Raw genomic sequence first — 17,496 nt, forward strand, 5'->3', positions numbered from 1 at the left:
TGAGGTTTTGTTGCGGTCTTCTCCCCGGCTCGCGCTGCGCTTAGCCGGGCTACGGATTCATAGCCGTCTGCGGACCGGTAGCCCGGGTAAGGCGCGCAGCGCCGCAACCCGGGGCATGGCTGCGCAAGCGTTAGCGCAGCTCGACGCCGCCCTGCACCATGCGCAGCAGGTGCTGCCGGGGCCAGAGCTCGCTAAGCCGCGTCTCTCCCAGCCGTCGCTGCAAATACTCAATATCGTGACGCTGGCGGTCGAGCATCAGGCCGACCACGCTGCCGCTGTGCGCCACGTTAATACCGTATAAATCGCACTCTTCCACCAGCCCCCGCAGCGTATCAAACCCCGGCTTAGGCAGCAGATGCTGGCTGGCGACGGCGCTGAGCGTCGCGGCCTCTCCCATCCGCCGCGGATTATCCGTCTCGCAAGCCAGTTGAACTTTCTCCCAGGCTAGCTGCAGGGCGGCGGAATGGGCGTGCAGCTGCTCGAGCCGGGGAAGTCGGTGGTAATCGGTGGTCAGCAGCGTGGCGGGGCTTTCCAGCACCAGCAGATCGAGCTGCGGCTGGCTGCCGCAGGCAATCTGCGTGGCGGCGGTGTTGTGGTCGAACAGGGTCAGCTGGCGGAACAGGGTGCTGTCGGTGGGCTCCAGGGAGACGCAGAGCCGGGCGAGGGTGGTTTCATCCAGCGGATGGCCGAGATGATGCGCGGTGGCCACCGCCGTCGCGGCGATATCCGCGGTGCTGCTGGCCATCCCCTTGGCGACCGGAATCGTGGAGCAAATATCGATCCGAATCTCCTTGCTGAGCGCCGCCGGATAACGCCAGTAGCTCAGCAGCCGGTCGACCATCGCCCGCGCCAGCGGACGTTCATCCGCGCGAGGCGAACCGTAGTCCACCTCGACGGTGCTGTACCAGTCAACGGGGCAGGAGACCAGCTTCTCGCTGCCGAGGATCCAGCCCTGGATGAGTTCACCGCAGGAGGCGGGGCATTGTGCTACGGCCACGTATTCACCTTTTTACCCGTTATACTTCAAGCTACAGGGGCGTTGGCTGCTCTCATTCACCCCAGTCACTTACTTATGTAAGCTCCTGGGGACTCACTCGTTTGCCGCGTTACTCGGCCTGCGGCCTCGCCCCTACGGGGCCAGCGCAAGCGCTGTTCAAAGCACAAGTGCTTTGTCCTGTAACTTGAATTATTTAGGGTAAAGTTTCAGAATTTTAAGCGCATAGTGTCATGCCGATCCCGCTATTACCATGATTCACCGCAACTTGCCGGGCGGCGAGCTCAGGCTGAAACGGTTAACGTCTGCGCTTCGGGAAGCGCCAGGCGCATCACATCGCGGGCAATCATCAGCTCTTCATTGGTATTGATGACCGCCACTTTAACCATCGCATTCTCGGCCTGGATAAATGTGGCGTTGTGCTGGTTTTTCTCTTCATCGACCGACAGCCCGAGGAAATTCAGGTTATGGCAGATGGCGCTCCTGGCGCGGGCGGAGTTTTCGCCGATGCCGCCGGTAAAGATCAGCGCGTCCAGGCCGCCCATCTGCATAATATAGCTGCCGATGGTGGCGCGGATGCGCTCGGCAAACAGCGAGAGCGCCAGGGCCGCCCGACGATTGCCGCTGTCCGCCGCCTGCTCGACATCGCGATAATCGTGCGACACGCCGGAAACCCCCAGCAGGCCGGACTCGTTATTCAGCAACTGATTAAGCTGCTCCGGCGTTTGCCCCTTATGCAGCGCCAGCCACGGTAGAATCGACGGATCGATATCGCCGCTGCGGGTGCCCATCATCACGCCGGACTGCGGCGTAAAGCCCATTGAGGTGTTAACCGAGCGCCCGCCTTTGATTGCGCATACGCTGCTGCCGTTGCCGAGATGGCAGCTCACCACGCGCAGGGCGCTCAGCGGCACGCCCAGCTTTTCCGCCAGCGTCGCGCTGACGTACTTATGGCTGGTGCCGTGGAAGCCGTAGCGGCGAATGCCCAGCTCGCTGTAGTAGCGCCACGGCAGCGGATAGATAAAGGCGCGCTCGTCCAGCGTCTGGTGAAAAGCGGTATCAAATACCGCCACCGACGGCGTTTCGGGCAGCAGCTGGCGGAAAACGTTAATGCCCAGCGCGTTGACCGGGTTGTGCAGCGGGGCCAGCTCCGCCAGGCGCTCGATTTCCGCTAAGGTATCATCGGTGACCGGCGTCGAATCTTTAAAGCGCTCTCCGCCGTGCGCCACGCGGTGGCCGACGCCGTCAATATCCTGCAAACTCTGGATAATCCGGTGGTCGAGGAGCTTTTCCAGCAGCAGGGTGACCGCTTCACGGTGATCGGCAATCGGCGCCGTCTCCTGCCATTTCTGCGCCGGCGTTTTGAGGGTCACCTGGGCGTTTGCCATGCCGATACGTTCAATCAATCCCTGGCAGATCATATCGCCCTGAGGCATCTCCAGCAGCTGGAATTTTAACGATGAGCTGCCGGCATTAATGGCCATTATTTTGTAAGACATAGAGGTTCCTTCGAATTCAGAAAATCCAGCACGGCATCAAGACCCAGATTATTCAGCGCGCTGGTGACAAAAATCTGCTGCGCCCCTGCCTGCCTGAGCCACTCCTCGATGAGCGATAACCGCTGCGGGTCGGCCAGGTCGGCTTTGGTGATCAGGCCAATCGTCGGGCGGTTCATCGGGGCGGTAAAACCCGGAGAAAACGGCGACCACTGGGCGTCGGCGTTCAGCACCAGAGCGATAACGTCGGCCTCGCAGGCGCTGGTCAGCAGAGCGCTATAAAGGCAGCGGTTCTCCAGATATTCGCCCGGCGTGTCGATGGCCATCGGCGACCATTCAATCGCCTGGGTTTTCTTGTAATGGAGCGTTTCGCCGCGCAGGCCCTGGGTCAGCGAGGTTTTGCCGCACTGGCTGGGGCCGATAAACATCAGACGTTTCATCGCGCTACGTCCGGGTTATTGAGCAGGTAGTAAACTGCATCATCTCGCCCAGGGTGCGCGTCACCTGCTTGAGGGCGTACTCGACGGCGGAAACGTCGCCGGTCAGCACCACGGCGCCGGTAAAGCGGTCAAGAAAACCGATCTCCACCGCGCCGGATTTGGTGGCGATATCGCAGGCGATAATCGACGCCTCGCTGGGCGTAATGGTGAGGATGCCGATGGCGGAAACCGCATCCTGCAGGCCGAGCTTCTTAAAGAGATCTTTCCCGGGGTTGGCAATCAGGTGCGCGAGGGTCACCTGTTTCCCGGGAACGTATTCCTGAATCATACGATCCGTGGTCGGCTGTCTTTCCATTATCCCTCCACCATCTGTCGCCACATGGCTTCATGCGGGCGCGGGATCACCGAACGGTAGACCAGCAGCCCTTTTTCGCCCGCGCTTTCGCTGGCTACCGTAACCGCGTTGTTGACGTCGGAAACGTCGCCCGCCACCACCATGTAGCATTTACCGCCGATGCCGAAGGCCATATGCACCCGCACCAGCGTGACGTTGGAGGCTTTCACCGCCCGATCGGCGGCGCTGATGCAGGCCGCAACGCTCCAGGTTTCAACGATGCCGACCGCCTGGCGCTTGTCCACGCTGTTCAGGCCGCTGATGGCCGGAAGGACGCTGGGGTGAATATTCGCCAGCACCAGGCTGTCGACGAGCATTTCGCCGGCCTGCGAGGCACCGGTTTCAATAGCCTGCTGGATAGCGCCGATATCCCCGCCGAGCATCAGTAAAAACTTACCCGGGCAGATAGTCTTGCTGACCAGCAGATTGACGTTGGCGCTTTTCAGCATTGCATCGCCGAGTTCCATTCCTTTGGCAATGCTGGTGAGTTCTAAAATTCCTATAGCCTGAGACATGGTTAACCTCTTACCACCGTGATGGCCTGTTCGCTGATGGCCGCAACCACGCCGTCGATGCTGGCGTGAATCGGCGCGCCTAATGCGCCTGCCGGGATATCGGCAACGCATTGCCCGCGCGTAACGCGCTCTCCCACCGCAACGTTCGCTACCGCGCTGGCGCCGATATGCTGGCGCAGCGGCAACGTCACGGTTTCTACTGCCGGTTCGTCCTCCACCAGCGGCGCCTCCTGATACCAGGGGCTCAGCCCCAGTTTGGCGATCAGCCGCTTCACCGGCACGAGGCGATATTTCGCCATTTCGTCGGCCGGATAGAGCGGCCCTTCATAGCGCTGGTTTTGCGCCCGCAGCTCGCGTTTGAGCATGCGGTTGATGCGCATCGGCGAGATCCCCACCGGGCAGGCCACGCTTTCGCAGACGTTGCACTCCGAGCAGGTGAGGGCGCTCAGCAGCAGCTGCGGCGTAGCGGCCTGATGAAAGTTCACCACCCGCACCAGCAGGTGCGGAGAGAGTTCGTGGCCGATCAGATGCCGCGGGCAGAGATCGGTACACAGTCGGCACTGCTCGCAGACGGTACGGGCCACGGAAAGCACCGTGCGCTCGTCCTGCATCCGCCGCTGGATAAGCGGATGGCTTTTCGGCAGCACCAGCAGGCCGCCGGTGGTTTTGGTTACCGGGCTATCGAGGGAGGTAATCAGGCCGCCCATCATCGGGCCGCCGTTAATAAAACCGGGGTCGTCGACCGTCGCGCCGCCCGCCAGCGCCAGCACTTCGCGCAGCGACATGCCGATGGGGACGGTGACGGTCAGCGGTCGTGCGACCGCGCCGTTAACGGTCAGCGTACGGCGGGTCACCGCAAACTGCTGCTCAACCGCGCGGGCAATATTGAGCACCGTTTGCACGTTATTCACCACGACCCCGACGCTGGCCGGCAGCGCGGCGGGCGCGACCCGGCGACCGGTAGCCAGCCAGATAGTCAGCACCTCATCGCCTGCGGGATAGACATCCGGCAGAATATGCAGGCGAATACCGGCAGGCAGCAGCGGGGTGAGCGCATCGATAGCCCGGCGGTACTTCTCTTTCAGGGCAATCACCCCTTCGCGCGCGCCGGTTGCCGTCATCGCGTACTGCACGCCGCGGACAAGACGCGCAGCCTGCTGCCACATCAGCTGCTGGTCGACCTTGAGCATCGGTTCGCACTCGGCGGCGTTCACCAGAAAAATCTCTACCTGCGCCTGCAGCTTCACGTGGGCGGGAAACCCCGCGCCCCCCGCGCCGACCACGCCCGCCGCGCGCACGCGCTCGCGGATCTCCTCGGCGCTCCAGGCCATTTCAGCAGCGTTGACGGCGGTACTCATAGCAGCTCCTCCAGCAGTTCCTGAATCTCCCCGGCGCTGGCCGGGCGAGGATTGGTGCGCAGCGTCACGTCAGCCAGCGCGGCCTGCACCATCGCCGGAATACGCGCTGAGTACTGGGATCGTCCCTCTTTCAGCGCGACCGCCAGTGACGGCAGCGCGCAGCGCTGCTTGAGCCGTTCGATTTGCTGGATGAGCGCATTGATCGCCGTCATATCGCTGGCGTCTGCCGGACAAAAGCCGCAGGCTTTGGCCAGCCGCGCGTAGCGTTTTCCGGCGCGCGGATGACCGGCGTTAAAGCGGATAACCGCGGTTAACAGCAGCGCGTTGGCCAGCCCGTGCGGCAGATGAAACTGCCCGCCAAGCTGGTGGGCGATGGCGTGGTTAAGCCCCAGCCCCGCCTGGCTGAACGCCATCCCGGCAAGCGTTGAGGCATTGTGCATTTTCCCGCGCGTTGCTACGCAGTCGCCTTTTTCCACCGCCGTGGGCAGATACTGAAACACCAGCCTGGCGGCTTTTTCCGCCAGCGCGTCGGTAAAGTCGCTGGCGTGCGGAGAGACCCACGCCTCCAGCGCGTGGGTCAGCACGTCCATGCCGGTGTTGGCCGTAATCTGCGGCGGCACGCTGACCACCAGATCCGGGTCAAGGATCGCCATATCGGGATAGAGCGCATTGTCGAACAGCGGATACTTGATGCCTTTATCCGGGTCGCTAATCACGCAGGCGCTGGTCACTTCCGAACCGGTACCGCTGGTGGTTGGTATCGCCACGCAGGTTTCGATATTGATGCCGCTCTGCTGGCTGAACCAGACGATGGCTTTCGCCGCGTCCATCGCCGAGCCGCCGCCGAAGCCGATGACCACCTGCGGCTGCAGGGCCTGCATTTGCGCAATGCCCTGCACCACGGTATGGATAGTAGGGTCCGGGGTTATCTCGCTAAAGACGCTGATGCGGTTATCTGCGGGCAACGCCTGACGCAGGGTTTCCAGCAGCGGCGAGCGCGCAAGAAAGCCATCGCAGATAATCCAGATGTGCTTGTGGGTAAAGCGCTTGAGCACCGCCAGGCTACCCTGACCGCTGTACAACCGCGTTTGTAGTGAGAAAGTCTTCATCGCGACCTCGGTTAGCGAATGGAAAAGCCGTTGGTCAGCACGCAGCGACGGGAGCGGGCAAAGGTGCGCGCCGAGGTTGTCCCTTCACCGGTCGGCGTGGCGATAGTAAAGGTGGTAAAGCCTTCGCCGCCGACGCCAATCCCGGCATAAGAGGGGCCGTTCTTGACGAATATCGAGGTTTGCAGGGTTCGGGCCGCGAGGTTCAGGCGCGACACGTTCTGCGAGTGCATAATGGCGGTATGATGCAGCCCCTCTTCAACCTTCAGCGCCAGGGCCAGCGCGCTATCGAAATCGCTGACTTTTACCACCGGCAGCATCGGCATCAGCTGCTCGCTGGTGACCCACGGATCGTCGGCGTTAACCAGCGCTATCAGCAGACGCGGCGCTTTCGCCGGAACGGCGATCCCGGCCGCTTCCAGCATGGCCGATGGGCTTTTGCCGACCAGTTTTTTATTCGCCTGGCCTTCAGGCAGGCAGGCGGCGCGGAGTTTGTCGGTATCGGCAGGGCTCAGCAGCAGCGCGCCGAAGGTTTGCATTTGCTGCACCAGACGTTCGGCGACGCTCTCCACCACAATCAGGCTCTTCTCGGCAATGCAGGGCAGGTTGTAATCGAACGAGGCGCCGTTGATGATATCTTCCGCCGCTTTGACCAGATCCGCCGTTTCATCGACGATGCAGGGCGGGTTGCCCGCGCCGGCGCCGATCACTTTCTTACCACTCTTCATGCCCATCGCCACAATGCCGGGGCCGCCGGTAATAGCGAGGACCGCAATGCGCGGATGGGCCATCATCTGCTGGGTGGCTTCAAACGTCGGTTCCGCCACGGTGACCACCAGATTGCGGATGCCGCAGCAGCGGAAGGCAATCTCTTCAATCATGCTAATCAGCTTCAGAGAGACCTTTTTTGCTCCCGGATGCGGGCTGAAATAGACGCTGTTGCCCGCCGCCAGCATGCTGATGCTGTTGTTGATGATGGTCTCCGTCGGGTTGGTGCTCGGCGCGACCGACCCGATAACGCCAAACGGCGAATACTCAAACAGCACCATGCCGCCGTCGCCGGTCAGCGCGGTGGTGGTGAGATCTTCCACGCCCGGCGTGTTGTCCAGCGCAGCCTTGTTTTTCAGGAGCTTATCTTCTTTGTTGCCCATCCCCGTTTCATTGGCGCTCTCTTCCGCCAGCGCGGCCAGGTGCGGCGTCAGCTCCTGACGCATTGCGCTGATGATGGCGCTGCGGGTTTTCAGCGGGCACTGCTGATAACGTAAGAACGCCTGGTGCGCGGCGTCGATAGCCTCGCTGACGGACTGAAAAATCCCTTTGCCCTGCGGCTGGCCCGGCGTTTGCCCCGGGGTTAACTGTTCGCTAAGAATGGTGCGAATAAGGGTTTCGAGTTCGGAAGTATTCATTGATGAGTTCCCACGTTAATGGCCGCGATGGCGGCCAGTGCTATGTCCATGTCCTGCTCAACGCTGCCGCCGCTGATGCCAAGACCCCCGATTAATAAGCCGTCGCGCCACAGGGCGTAACCGCCGCCAAAGGTGACCACTTTTCCCTGTAAATGCGTTTCGAGGCCATAAAGCGCGGCGCCCGGCTGAACGGCGTCGCTCAGCTCATGGGTCGCCGTTTTCATCGCCACCGCGGTCCAGGCCTTTTTCGGCGCCAGCTCGCTGCTGACCAGCAGAGCGTCCGGCATCCGCCAGGTCACGGTTTCGGTGCCGTGCGCGTCAACGATGCTGATCACCACCGGCACCTTTAGCTGCTGCGCGCGCTCAACGGCGGCGCGGGTGAGCTGGTGCAGATCGTGGAATGAGAGGGCCACGGGCGTCGTCTCCTTGCTGCGGCTCGGCTGGCTGGCGGCCAGATAGCGCCGGCTCACTTCGCGGATGATGTTGTTCTGGTGAGCATCGCTATCTTCCGCGCGCGCCAGGGCGTACAGGCAGTCTGATAAGCGATTGATGTAGCGCATCAGCACCTGGCGCACGTTGACTTCCGCCGCCAGCTCAACCAGCCGGCGTTCGGCCCGGCGGGCCAGCGTGCGGGCAAAATGCAGGCGGCTCGCGGCTTCGCAGCGGCCGGGTAAAATAAAGCTGTGCAGCGGTTCGACGCGGGCCATGGCCCGATCGATAGCGGTTTCCAGAGCGGAAATCTCTTCGCTGCTGATGTAGCGCTGTTTCGGCGACGGCCGTTCGCTGTCGCTGGCCAGTTCTGCGCTAAACCAGAAAATTTGTTGCTGGATAGCTTCGAGCAGGGCGCGGTGGTGTTCATCCGCGGCGGCGCAGGCGCACAGGCTCAGCGCGGCGTTCAGCTCATCCAGCGTTCCGTAGGCTTCAACCCGCGGGTGGGTTTTGCTCACCCGCTGGCCGGTAAAGAGCGAGGTGGTGCCAGCGTCGCCCGTTCGGGTATAAATCGCCATAGTCGCTCCTTAACGTGAAAGCGTATCGACAATGCCGACAACGGCGAGGTCGATGGCCTCGTTTGGCCCGGAAAAAACGTGCCTGGCGCTGGAACCGCCGCTGAGCAGCACCAGCTCGCCAACCCCCGCGCCGACGGAATCCACGGCGACTTCATCGCCGGAGGTCGGCGAGGTGGGGAGCTCGCCATCGGCGCTGACCCGCCGCACCAGCAGCAGCTTTTTGCCGACCAGGGAAGGCGATTTTTGCGTGGAGACAACCGCGCCCGTGACTCGTGCCAGATGCATGATTTACTCCTGCTTAATGAGTTCAATATTCCGCGCCTGCGCCGCGTCGCGCGCCAGCGCGGTCACGAGGCATTTGCGGTGGATAACCAGGCGCCCCTGGCCCAGCGGCGCGACGTCGCGATAGCTCAGCACCGAACCCGCGTGCAGGATCAGCGGCACTCCGCGCTCGTCGGTGAAGTTCACCGGCAGGCGGGCCAGTTTTTTAACCGGGATAACCGGCAGCAGCTGGCGGTGCAGGGTGAGCTGTACGCGGAGGCCAAAAGCCAGCGCGTCGTGAATGTTGCGGGCCGCGGGATCGTCGGTTTCCGCCTCCGTCAGCCGGCCCAGCAGGGGCAGGTCGACGAGCAGAATGCGCAGCGACGCGTGCTGGCAGAACAGGCTCCGGCAGTCGGCATCGCGCAATTGCGCCACGCTCAGCGTCGCCGTGCTAAGGGCGCGGCGCTGCAGCCGGGAGACAATCTCCCCCACGATGCGCTGCAGAACTTCGCCGTTCATCGCGGGCCTACCAGCCGGGCAAAGACCTGCGGGTTATCGGCGCCGGCGGCGTTGGCTTCATCGGTATCGATGTGCATTTCGAGGCGCATATCCGGCGAAACGCGAACCGCCACGTTGTTGAAGATCAGCCCGCGCGCGTCGCCTTCAATGGCCACCGAAACTCTGTCGCCGTGGGCGACCCGCAGGATCAGCGCATCGAGCGGCGACATATGAATATGCCGCTGCGCGACGATAACCCCTGACGCCAGCTCCAGCTCGCCAAAAGGGCTGACCAGGCGGATGCCCGGCGTCCCTTTCAGATCGCCGGACATCCTCAGTGGTGCCGCAACCCCCAGGGTTCGGGCATCGGTACGCGAGATTTCCACCTGGCTTACCGAGCGCAGCGGACCGAGCAGGCGCACATTTTTCAGCTGCCCCTTCGGCCCCACCAGGGTGACGGTTTGCTCCGCGGCGTACTGTCCCGGCTGCAGCAGCGCCTTTTTCTCGCTGATGGGATGGCCGGGGAACAGGCGTTCGTAATCTGGCGCCGACAGGTGGATATGACGATTTGAAACCCCCAGCGGGATGGGCCGTAGCCGCATCTCGTCGAGAACTTTGCTGACCGTTGATTCCAGAAGCTGTTTATCCATTACGCTTCACCTCGCTTGCCGGGATGAATGCAAAGCGAGCGCGGCTCACCCTTCTGGCGTGGACATTTTGGATCGAGGCACAGGTTGCAGCTGACCACGCCGTGTTGCTGGGGAAGCTCTTCTGCTGGCGCTGGCGAAACGACATCAGCCGTCCCTGACGCTTCAGGTTCAGGTTTCATGACGGAGGGCGGGGGCGCCTCCGCGCGCAGGATCCCTTCTCCGGGCCTGGCGATGACTTTGTGGGCCACCAGGCCGTTTCGCTGCTCGGCAAACTGTGCGCCGGTGGTGATGGCCGCCTGCACGGAGGCCACATCACCGGTAATTTTAATCACCGTCCAGCCTGAACCATTGGTCTTTTCGAGGGCGACCAGCGTGATAGAAGCGGATTTCGCCATGATATCGGCGCAGCTGATAGCCAGTGCCAGACCACAAACTTCAAGTAATCCCAGTGATTGCTTCACGCGGTGCTCCTTATTCGCCATCAATCAGGCTGATTTCGGTAAAATGGCCTCAACGTCGCTGTGCGGACGCGGGATCACGTGGCAGGATTTCACTTCGCCCACCGCGCTCGCCGCCGCGCTGCCCGCGTCTACCGCCGCTTTGACCGCGCCGACGTCGCCGCGCACCATCACGGTGACGAGGCCCGAGCCAATTTTTTCGTAGCCGACCAGCTGCACGTTGGCGGATTTCACCATCGCATCGGCGGCCTCAATGGCGCCCACTAACCCTTTTGTTTCAACCAGTCCCAGTGCGTTATTCATCCTGCTGTTCTCCTGTTGCTTCGCTATTCAGATCCCGGAAAGGGATCCCTTTGACCAGCCGTGCCGCGTTATTACCGGTGTTGCGATGGGCCTGACTGTCCTGATGATGCATCAGCGTAAAAAGCGGCGCCGATGCGGGTAAATTCTTGTAGTGCACGACCAGCGTATGGCGGTCGCAGGCGATGCCCACCAGCAGCGGCGAGCTGCGCGCCGCCTGCCAGGCGCTGTCCACGACCTCTCCGGCCGGGTGATGCTGGAGCCGGAAAGGGATACCTTCCTCTTCGATACCCAGCAGCACTTCGCGCCAAATGCCGTCGCAGCCGTCGATGACGGCGATCGCGATGGCCGGGGCGCTGTGATTACCGTTCATGCGCAAACTCCTTATGCCAGGAGAGAATCAGGCCGGTGGCCACCGCGTTTCGGGGGCCCTCGCTGCCGCGAATATTTCCCCGTCCGGCAACCAGGCGGTAGTGCGCCAGCGCATCGGTGACCAGCTGCGGGACTTCGAAATCCAGCGACGAACCGCCGACCAGCACCACGAACGGAATATCGCGAATGTTGCCGGTGGGGCTGACCTGACGCAGCGCGCGCAGGGCGTTGGTGACAAAGACCCGCTCTTTGGCGCTGCGGCGAATGGCGCGCACTTTTTCCAGCGCTAAATCGCCGGGCAGCGGCACCAGTTCGTCCGCTTTCACCACGCAGACGCGGGCGAACACGGCGGGCGGCAGCGGCGTGGAGAAGAACTGCACGCTGCCGTCCTCGTGGCGTAAATGGAACAGGCTTTCCACCTTGGCCAGCGGGTACTTCTTGATCTCTTCCGCCAGATAGCGGTCTTCCAGCCCCAGCTCGCGGGCAATAATCATCGTCACCATGTCGCCTGCGCCGGCGAGGTGGGTGGCGATGATGTCGCCTTTGGGGTTGATGATGGAGGCATCGGTGGAGCCCGCGCCGAGGTCGAGGATCGCCAGCGGTCGGGTGGTGCCCGGCGTGGTCAGCGCCCCCAGGATGGCGGCTTCGGCCTCGGCGCCGCCGATCTGCACGTCGATATTGAGCTTCTGCTCGATTTCGCGGGCGATCATTGCCATCTGCAGGCGATCCGATTTCACCATCGAGGCGATGCCGACGGCCTGCTCCAGCGAGAACTCCCCGGCCAGACCGCCGGTGACGCTCACCGGTACCGAGGTATCAACGGCCAGCAGGTCCTGAATGAATATTTCGCTGCTCGATTTGTTGGTCAGCTCGGCCATGGTCTGGCGCACGTGTTCCAGCATGCCGCCGATATTGGTGCCGGACTCGCCGGTGACGTTATCGAGCCTGCCGCAGCCGTCGACCGCTTTCATGATGGCTTCGGCGCCGGCGGCTACATCTACGCGCACGCTACGGCCCTGGGCCAGCAGCTCAAGATTACCGGCGGGTATCGCCCGCGCTTTGACGTCGCCGGATGGCGTTTTGACCACCACGGCGGAACGGTTGCCAATCAGCGCCCGGGCCATCGGGACGATGTTTTTCGTCTCCTCGGGGCTGAGGTTAAAGACGGTGGCGATGCCGTAAGGGTTAGAGAGGGTTTCGATGACCTTCCCCGGTACGGCGACCTCAATCGCCGCCAGCATCCCCAGCGGAATGCGGTCGATGTACAGCACTTCGTCAACGATCGGCAGCGGTTTTTCCAGCCGGTTGCTGACCAGTACGCCATCGTCGCGCTGCAAAATGACGCCGGTAATCTGATACCCGGCGCGCAGGGAAGCGTTAATCACGCTGGCGATATCGGCAAAATCGAACGCCGACGACACCACCAGGATATAGGGCGCGTCCGCCGGGCGGGTTAGCAGCTCCTGCGGCGTAATGGTGATGCCTGTGCCAAGCCCCGCGCCGCCGGGCGTTTTTGGGTTATGGCCGATCATGGTCGATTCGGTGATGATGGTTTCGGTAATGGTTTCCATCGCCACATCGCCAATCACCGGCGTCGCTTCGTTGATGCGGATGAGCGAAATATCGCTGACGGCGATCCCGGCGCCTCTGGCGACGAGGGCGAGCGCCTCCTGAATCCCGAACACGTTACGCAACGTGCCTTTGATTCCGGTGGTTTCCGCCAGCGCGCTGTGGGTGATTGTCAGCGCGCCAGCCTCATCCAGGGTCGCCAGGGCGACTTCCGTCGATGAGTTGCCGATATCAATGCCAGCTATATATCGCATCACATGCCCCTGTAATTAATCGTCGCCTTTGAGTTTTTTACGCTCGACGTACAGCGTGGCCGCTTCGCGAACGAAAGCGGCGCAAATCTTCGCCTGATAGCGGCTTTCGAGATCGTCGGCGATCGCGAGCAGCTCCTCTTTCGTCGAGCGATAGGGGCGGAGGGCGTTGTAGATTTCAAGAATGCGATCGTCCGGTACCGCGGTCAGCTCGGCGGCGCGCTCGAAGTTCATCGCCAGCCGGTCGCGGCCCGCGTCTTTGGCAATAGAGGCCTGTAAGCGCAGGGTTTCCGGGGTAATACGCATATCCTGGGCGGTGACTTTATTGCTCAGCACGTTTTCCAGTGTAAAGTCGTCCAGCGTTTTATTGGTGGCGGTTTTCACCCATTCCGGGTGCTTGTTCGCCAGCGGGTAGTCGCTGACCCTGGCGCTACGGGACGCGCCGCCAGCCGCGGGAGCCGCCGCAGGCGCCTCGCCCTGCAGGCTGTTCATGCGGCTCAATACGTCGCGTACCATCGATTCAATTGCGTCGGTATTCATGGAGTTATCCTTTATCAAAGCGCCACGCGCAGTTCCTGCGGGTTTTTGCCCGTCACCACGTACTTGGTCTCTTTAATGTGCAAAATGGCCGATTTCGCTTGGTACTTCGGCCGCGCCATCTGGTCATTCAGCGTCGGGACCGGCTGCGGCGATTCGCGTTTCGCATAGCGGGCGGCGTTTTTGCCGATCTGGCGATAGGTTTCCAGGGTCAGCAGCGGCGCCTGCGGGAACAGCTCCAGGTTAGAGAGCGGCGGCAGCCCCTGCTGGTGGATCACCGTGGTGCCTTTCGACTGGATGCCGATAGAGATGCCGGAGCCGCTCAGGCGATTGCCTTCAACGGCGACGAAGGCCACGTCGGAGGATTTAAAGCAGCGAATCACGCGCGCCTTAATGCCCTCTTCTTCAATACCGGCAATGACTTCGCGCAAAATGCTCTTATGCGGGATGCCGACGATATTGACGGTCTGCGCCAGGCCGAAAGCCGGGCCGACGGCGATAATCACTTCGTCCTGCTGGGTGCCCTGACGCGCTTCGCCCACTTCCGTCAGGAAGCCGTCGCCGGCGGGCGGCGTGGCCTGGGGCGCCGCGGAGGCCGCCGGCGCATTAAACGAGACCGGTTTATCGCTGCCCTTCATCTCGCTGAGCACGTCTTCAATTATCTGGCGCAGCAATTTTTCATTAATTTCCATTTCTCACCCCTTAATCAATCTCGTTGGGATCAAGAGCGCCAGGGATGTTTTTAATCTCTTCCCAGCGTTCGCCCTGTAGGCGATAGCCCGTTGCCGGACCGGCATAGTCGTTGACGTCGTTGACGGCCGACAGCACCTGCCCGTCGCCGACGATAATCGCGGAGGTATGCAGGTAGTCCCCGGTCAGCTTGGCTTTCTGGATGTTGAGCATGTCCTGGGCCACGTCGGTGAATCCGCCCTGCGCCAGCGCTTTCACCACTTCCAGACCGTTGCGGTTTTTATTGATGATTTCCTGGGCGAACTTGATGTCTTCGACGATGTTGCGCTCCGGCATATCTTTCGAACCGTGGGCGTAGGTCGCGGCTTCAACTTCTTCATCGGTAATCGGCGGCAGCCCCATTCCGGCAAACACGGCCTGCAGCGCGCGGGCGGCTTTGTTACGGATGGCGATGACGTCCTCTTCGCGAACCGGACGCAAACCGCCGTCCACCTTCAGGTCGCGCTGGATGACGTTGTAGTCGTCAAAGTCTTCGGCATCTTCGTTGGAGCCGGCGAACATGTTGTCGTAGTTCGGCACCGCGGAATAACCGGAGGAGATAAAGTCGGTGCCCGGCAGGAACTGCATCAGCAGGCGCGCGGTACGACGCATATCGGAGTGGGTGAAGGTCTGGTCGTTGCTGGAGGCGCACTCCAGATCCAGCGACGAACAGATCAGGTTTTCCGCCAGCACCGCGCGAATGCCGGAAGGCACCGCAGACGGCACGCCGATGCAGCTGACGGAACCGTTTTGCAGACCCTGTACGCCCGCGGCTTTGGTGATGTAGATGCAGCGCGCTTCCAGATAAAGCATGGATTTGCCTTCGGCGTAGCCCATCTGCACTTCCGAGCCGGAGCCGGAGGTAAAGCGCATTTTCAGCCCGCGAGAGGCGTAGGACGAGGCGAGGAAGCCCTTCGACCACGGCGTGTCGTCGCCGTCGGTAAAGACCGGCTCGGTGCCGTAGACGGAGATGGTTTCGGCGTAGCAGGTGTGGCCCAGCATGCCGAGCTTCAGCTCGGTGGCTTCTTCCAGCGAGCACTGCGTCAGCACGCCCGGACGGCCTACCTGCGAGCCCACCAGCAGCGCGATGGCGTTGAACGGCGCATAGCGCGCTACCGCAACGGTGGTTTCCTGTTCGTCAAATCCGCGCCATGCCCCTTCGGCGGCGTCGGCGGCAATCTGTACCGGGTTATCTTTGACGTTGGTGACGTGCGCCTGCTGGGACGGGGTGCGGCGGGCGCGCATTTTCTGCATCGCCATCATCATCTCGACGACGTTCATATGCGAAACTACTTCGACAATTTTCGCCGGCGTCATCGCGGTGGTCAGCGGGACGATTTCGCTGCGTTTAACGTTCGGATCGCACAGCATGTTGGCCAGCTTGACCGAATCCATCGCCATCACTTCTTCGGCGCGGTTCAGGTTGATACCGTAGCGGGCGATAAAGTGGTCGATCAGGTCAAAATCGCTTACCGGTTTCCCGTCCAGCTCGGTCACCGCGCCGTTAACGATTTTAATCGACGGTTTTGGGTCGTTCGGGCTTTCCATCGCGATAAAGCCTTCTTCGATCCACTCCTTAACGAAGCCGTCCTGATTCACAGGGCGTTTCGCCAGTGCTTCAAATCTTTTCGATCTCATGAATCAGCCTCGTGGGTATCAGATGTAGGACGGGCGATCGTTTTTCGGTTCAGCACCGAGGGTCGCAAGGACGGTTTTGCCGATTTCGCGCGCGGAGGTGACCGCCTGGCGGACCGCGCCGGAGTCGCCGGAAATCACCAGAATGGCTTCGTTACTGAAGCTGGTGCCGTGCGCCGGAGAGCTATAGGCCACGACTTCCACGTTGGCTGACTTCAGGGCGGTATCGGCCATCAGTACGCCTACGGAGGCCGGTGCGCCGACGATGATGCCGCAGGCCCGGCCAATCGGCGCGCCGAAGGCTTTTTCCAGCGCGTAGCTGGCGCGAGCGGTGTACTGCAGCTCGATATGCCCGGCTTCGTTGCCGTAAACATCGCCAAAGGTGCGGTCGAGCTCTTTCAGCGCGACTTCGATACCGCGCTTAACGTCGGAAACGTCGTTACCGCCCAAAATAATCAGCGAACCGTGGCCCGCTCCGCCTTTGGTATCGCGCGGCAGCTCAATGCTGACCACTTCGGTATTGGTGGCTTTCACCGCTTCGTCCGCCGCCATAATGTGCGGGCCAGCGCCGGTGCGGGCGCCGAGAATGCCGATGGAGCGATAGCGCTTTTCAAGCTTCATCGCATCCAGCAGGGCGGTATCGACGTTGGCGATAACCAGACCCAGGGTGTCGCCAATGGCGGTCCCGACAAATTCCGTTAAACTGCAGCTTTTTTCTGCCATAGCCGTCTCTCGTATTGGATGGTTTTCAGTAGGGATGGCCTGCTGTTCCGGCGTTGCCACGCGGGCAATCACCTGAGCCATGATCTGTTCCACCAGCTCATTGCTGCTCATTGGCTAATTCCCTTCGGTAAGATTTTTTCTACATCGGTGTGGGGGCGTGGGATGACGTGTACGGCTTTCACTTCACCCACATTACGTGCGGCGGCGGCCCCCGCATCGGTGGCCGCTTTTACCGCGCCAACGTCGCCGCGTACGATGACGGTCACCAGTCCGGAGCCAATCTTTTCATAGCCCACTAACATCACATTGGCTGACTTAACCATTGCATCAGCGGCCTCTATGGCTGCGGTTAAGCCTTTGGTTTCTACCATTCCTAGTGCTTCTTGTTGCATAAAGACCTCGCATGGAGTGTTCCGATAGTTGGGACTATAAGAAGATGCGAGGAAAAAGAATGGCTGACTTGAATTTGATGGTGAAAAAATAGTGGGTATTGAATAATATAAAATTGCTACATGTAAATTTAATCTATTGATTTTAATTGTTATTTTTATTTGTTGTTATGTGATTATCTTGTTTTGTATATTCCATATTTACAAATTTGTTCATGACGAATTTAATTTTATCTGCTATGCGAGAAAAACTGATTTGTGATGTTTGTTGGAAAACGATGAGTTGGTTTTAGCAATATTTTTGCATGTCATGGCGATGGCGTAATTGCGAAATCCGCGCGTGAGCAATGCTATTCTGAGTTATTCAATGACAATAATTTGTTATTGATGCCCGAATTTTCCGGGGCC

General features: G+C 61.0%; 21 protein-coding genes. All 21 read right to left on the reverse strand.

The window, feature by feature from the left end; translation table 11 throughout:
- Positions 1–130: 130 nt before the first annotated feature.
- A complete protein-coding gene (locus tag ABLV30_RS05805; protein ID WP_265800370.1) occupies positions 131–997 on the reverse strand; it encodes an L-threonine kinase in 867 nt (288 codons plus the stop codon).
- 281 nt (positions 998–1,278) lie between these two features.
- Positions 1,279–2,493: an acetate/propionate family kinase gene (locus tag ABLV30_RS05810; protein WP_046876750.1), complete on the reverse strand. Its 1,215-nt coding sequence runs from the start codon at positions 2,491–2,493 to the stop codon at positions 1,279–1,281.
- Entirely contained in the window at positions 2,478–2,930 is a 453-nt protein-coding gene (pduV, locus tag ABLV30_RS05815; protein ID WP_265800371.1) for a propanediol utilization protein PduV, read from the reverse strand. Before pduV ends, ABLV30_RS05810 begins: the two co-directional genes overlap by 16 nt.
- 4 nt (positions 2,931–2,934) lie before the next feature.
- On the reverse strand, positions 2,935–3,285 hold the full coding sequence (gene pduU, locus ABLV30_RS05820; RefSeq protein ID WP_000441103.1) for a propanediol utilization microcompartment protein PduU: 351 nt from the start codon (positions 3,283–3,285) through the stop codon (positions 2,935–2,937).
- Entirely contained in the window at positions 3,285–3,839 is a 555-nt protein-coding gene (pduT, locus tag ABLV30_RS05825) for a propanediol utilization microcompartment protein PduT (RefSeq protein WP_014839414.1), read from the reverse strand. Before pduT ends, pduU begins: the two co-directional genes overlap by 1 nt.
- 2 nt (positions 3,840–3,841) lie before the next feature.
- Positions 3,842–5,197, reverse strand: coding sequence for a cobalamin reductase PduS (pduS, locus tag ABLV30_RS05830; protein WP_348865569.1), 1,356 nt, complete (start codon positions 5,195–5,197; stop codon positions 3,842–3,844).
- The gene (gene pduQ, locus ABLV30_RS05835; RefSeq protein ID WP_265800373.1) at positions 5,194–6,306 is read right to left on the reverse strand and encodes a 1-propanol dehydrogenase PduQ; all 1,113 of its coding nucleotides are present in this window, start codon (positions 6,304–6,306) and stop codon (positions 5,194–5,196) included. The genes pduS and pduQ overlap by 4 nt, the downstream gene beginning before the upstream one ends.
- Before the next feature lie 11 nt (positions 6,307–6,317).
- A complete protein-coding gene (gene pduP, locus ABLV30_RS05840; protein WP_154919715.1) occupies positions 6,318–7,709 on the reverse strand; it encodes a CoA-acylating propionaldehyde dehydrogenase PduP in 1,392 nt (463 codons plus the stop codon).
- Positions 7,706–8,716, reverse strand: coding sequence for a two-domain cob(I)yrinic acid a,c-diamide adenosyltransferase PduO (pduO, locus tag ABLV30_RS05845; RefSeq protein ID WP_265800374.1), 1,011 nt, complete (start codon positions 8,714–8,716; stop codon positions 7,706–7,708). The genes pduP and pduO overlap by 4 nt, the downstream gene beginning before the upstream one ends.
- Positions 8,717–8,725: 9 nt before the next feature.
- Entirely contained in the window at positions 8,726–9,001 is a 276-nt protein-coding gene (pduN, locus tag ABLV30_RS05850; RefSeq protein ID WP_014839410.1) for a propanediol utilization microcompartment protein PduN, read from the reverse strand.
- A 3-nt stretch (positions 9,002–9,004) separates the two neighbouring features.
- On the reverse strand, positions 9,005–9,496 hold the full coding sequence (gene pduM / locus ABLV30_RS05855; protein ID WP_122117107.1) for a microcompartment protein PduM: 492 nt from the start codon (positions 9,494–9,496) through the stop codon (positions 9,005–9,007).
- Entirely contained in the window at positions 9,493–10,125 is a 633-nt protein-coding gene (locus ABLV30_RS05860) for a phosphate propanoyltransferase (protein ID WP_032694689.1), read from the reverse strand. Before ABLV30_RS05860 ends, pduM begins: the two co-directional genes overlap by 4 nt.
- Positions 10,125–10,607, reverse strand: coding sequence for a BMC domain-containing protein (locus ABLV30_RS05865; RefSeq protein WP_265800375.1), 483 nt, complete (start codon positions 10,605–10,607; stop codon positions 10,125–10,127). The genes ABLV30_RS05860 and ABLV30_RS05865 overlap by 1 nt, the downstream gene beginning before the upstream one ends.
- 3 nt (positions 10,608–10,610) lie before the next feature.
- Positions 10,611–10,886 (reverse strand): propanediol utilization microcompartment protein PduJ, encoded by a 276-nt coding sequence (gene pduJ / locus ABLV30_RS05870; protein WP_004853788.1) that lies wholly within the window; start codon positions 10,884–10,886, stop codon positions 10,611–10,613.
- Positions 10,879–11,256: a propanediol dehydratase reactivase beta subunit PduH gene (gene pduH / locus ABLV30_RS05875; RefSeq protein WP_122117109.1), complete on the reverse strand. Its 378-nt coding sequence runs from the start codon at positions 11,254–11,256 to the stop codon at positions 10,879–10,881. The genes pduJ and pduH overlap by 8 nt, the downstream gene beginning before the upstream one ends.
- Complete coding sequence (pduG, locus tag ABLV30_RS05880; RefSeq protein WP_064374724.1) at positions 11,246–13,078, reverse strand: propanediol dehydratase reactivase alpha subunit PduG; 1,833 nt, start codon at positions 13,076–13,078, stop codon at positions 11,246–11,248. The genes pduH and pduG overlap by 11 nt, the downstream gene beginning before the upstream one ends.
- 15 nt (positions 13,079–13,093) lie before the next feature.
- A complete protein-coding gene (gene pduE, locus ABLV30_RS05885; RefSeq protein ID WP_004133648.1) occupies positions 13,094–13,615 on the reverse strand; it encodes a propanediol dehydratase small subunit PduE in 522 nt (173 codons plus the stop codon).
- A 14-nt stretch (positions 13,616–13,629) separates the two neighbouring features.
- Complete coding sequence (pduD, locus tag ABLV30_RS05890) at positions 13,630–14,304, reverse strand: propanediol dehydratase medium subunit PduD (protein ID WP_004853784.1); 675 nt, start codon at positions 14,302–14,304, stop codon at positions 13,630–13,632.
- Between the two features lie 10 nt (positions 14,305–14,314).
- Positions 14,315–15,979: a propanediol dehydratase large subunit PduC gene (pduC, locus tag ABLV30_RS05895; RefSeq protein ID WP_004105132.1), complete on the reverse strand. Its 1,665-nt coding sequence runs from the start codon at positions 15,977–15,979 to the stop codon at positions 14,315–14,317.
- An 18-nt stretch (positions 15,980–15,997) separates the two neighbouring features.
- The gene (pduB, locus tag ABLV30_RS05900) at positions 15,998–16,810 is read right to left on the reverse strand and encodes a propanediol utilization microcompartment protein PduB (RefSeq protein ID WP_004205485.1); all 813 of its coding nucleotides are present in this window, start codon (positions 16,808–16,810) and stop codon (positions 15,998–16,000) included.
- Complete coding sequence (pduA, locus tag ABLV30_RS05905; RefSeq protein WP_001183618.1) at positions 16,807–17,091, reverse strand: propanediol utilization microcompartment protein PduA; 285 nt, start codon at positions 17,089–17,091, stop codon at positions 16,807–16,809. The genes pduB and pduA overlap by 4 nt, the downstream gene beginning before the upstream one ends.
- Positions 17,092–17,496: the final 405 nt, after the last annotated feature.

This window comes from Klebsiella sp. CN_Kp113 (genome assembly GCF_040064585.1).
GTDB lineage: Bacteria > Pseudomonadota > Gammaproteobacteria > Enterobacterales > Enterobacteriaceae > Klebsiella > Klebsiella michiganensis.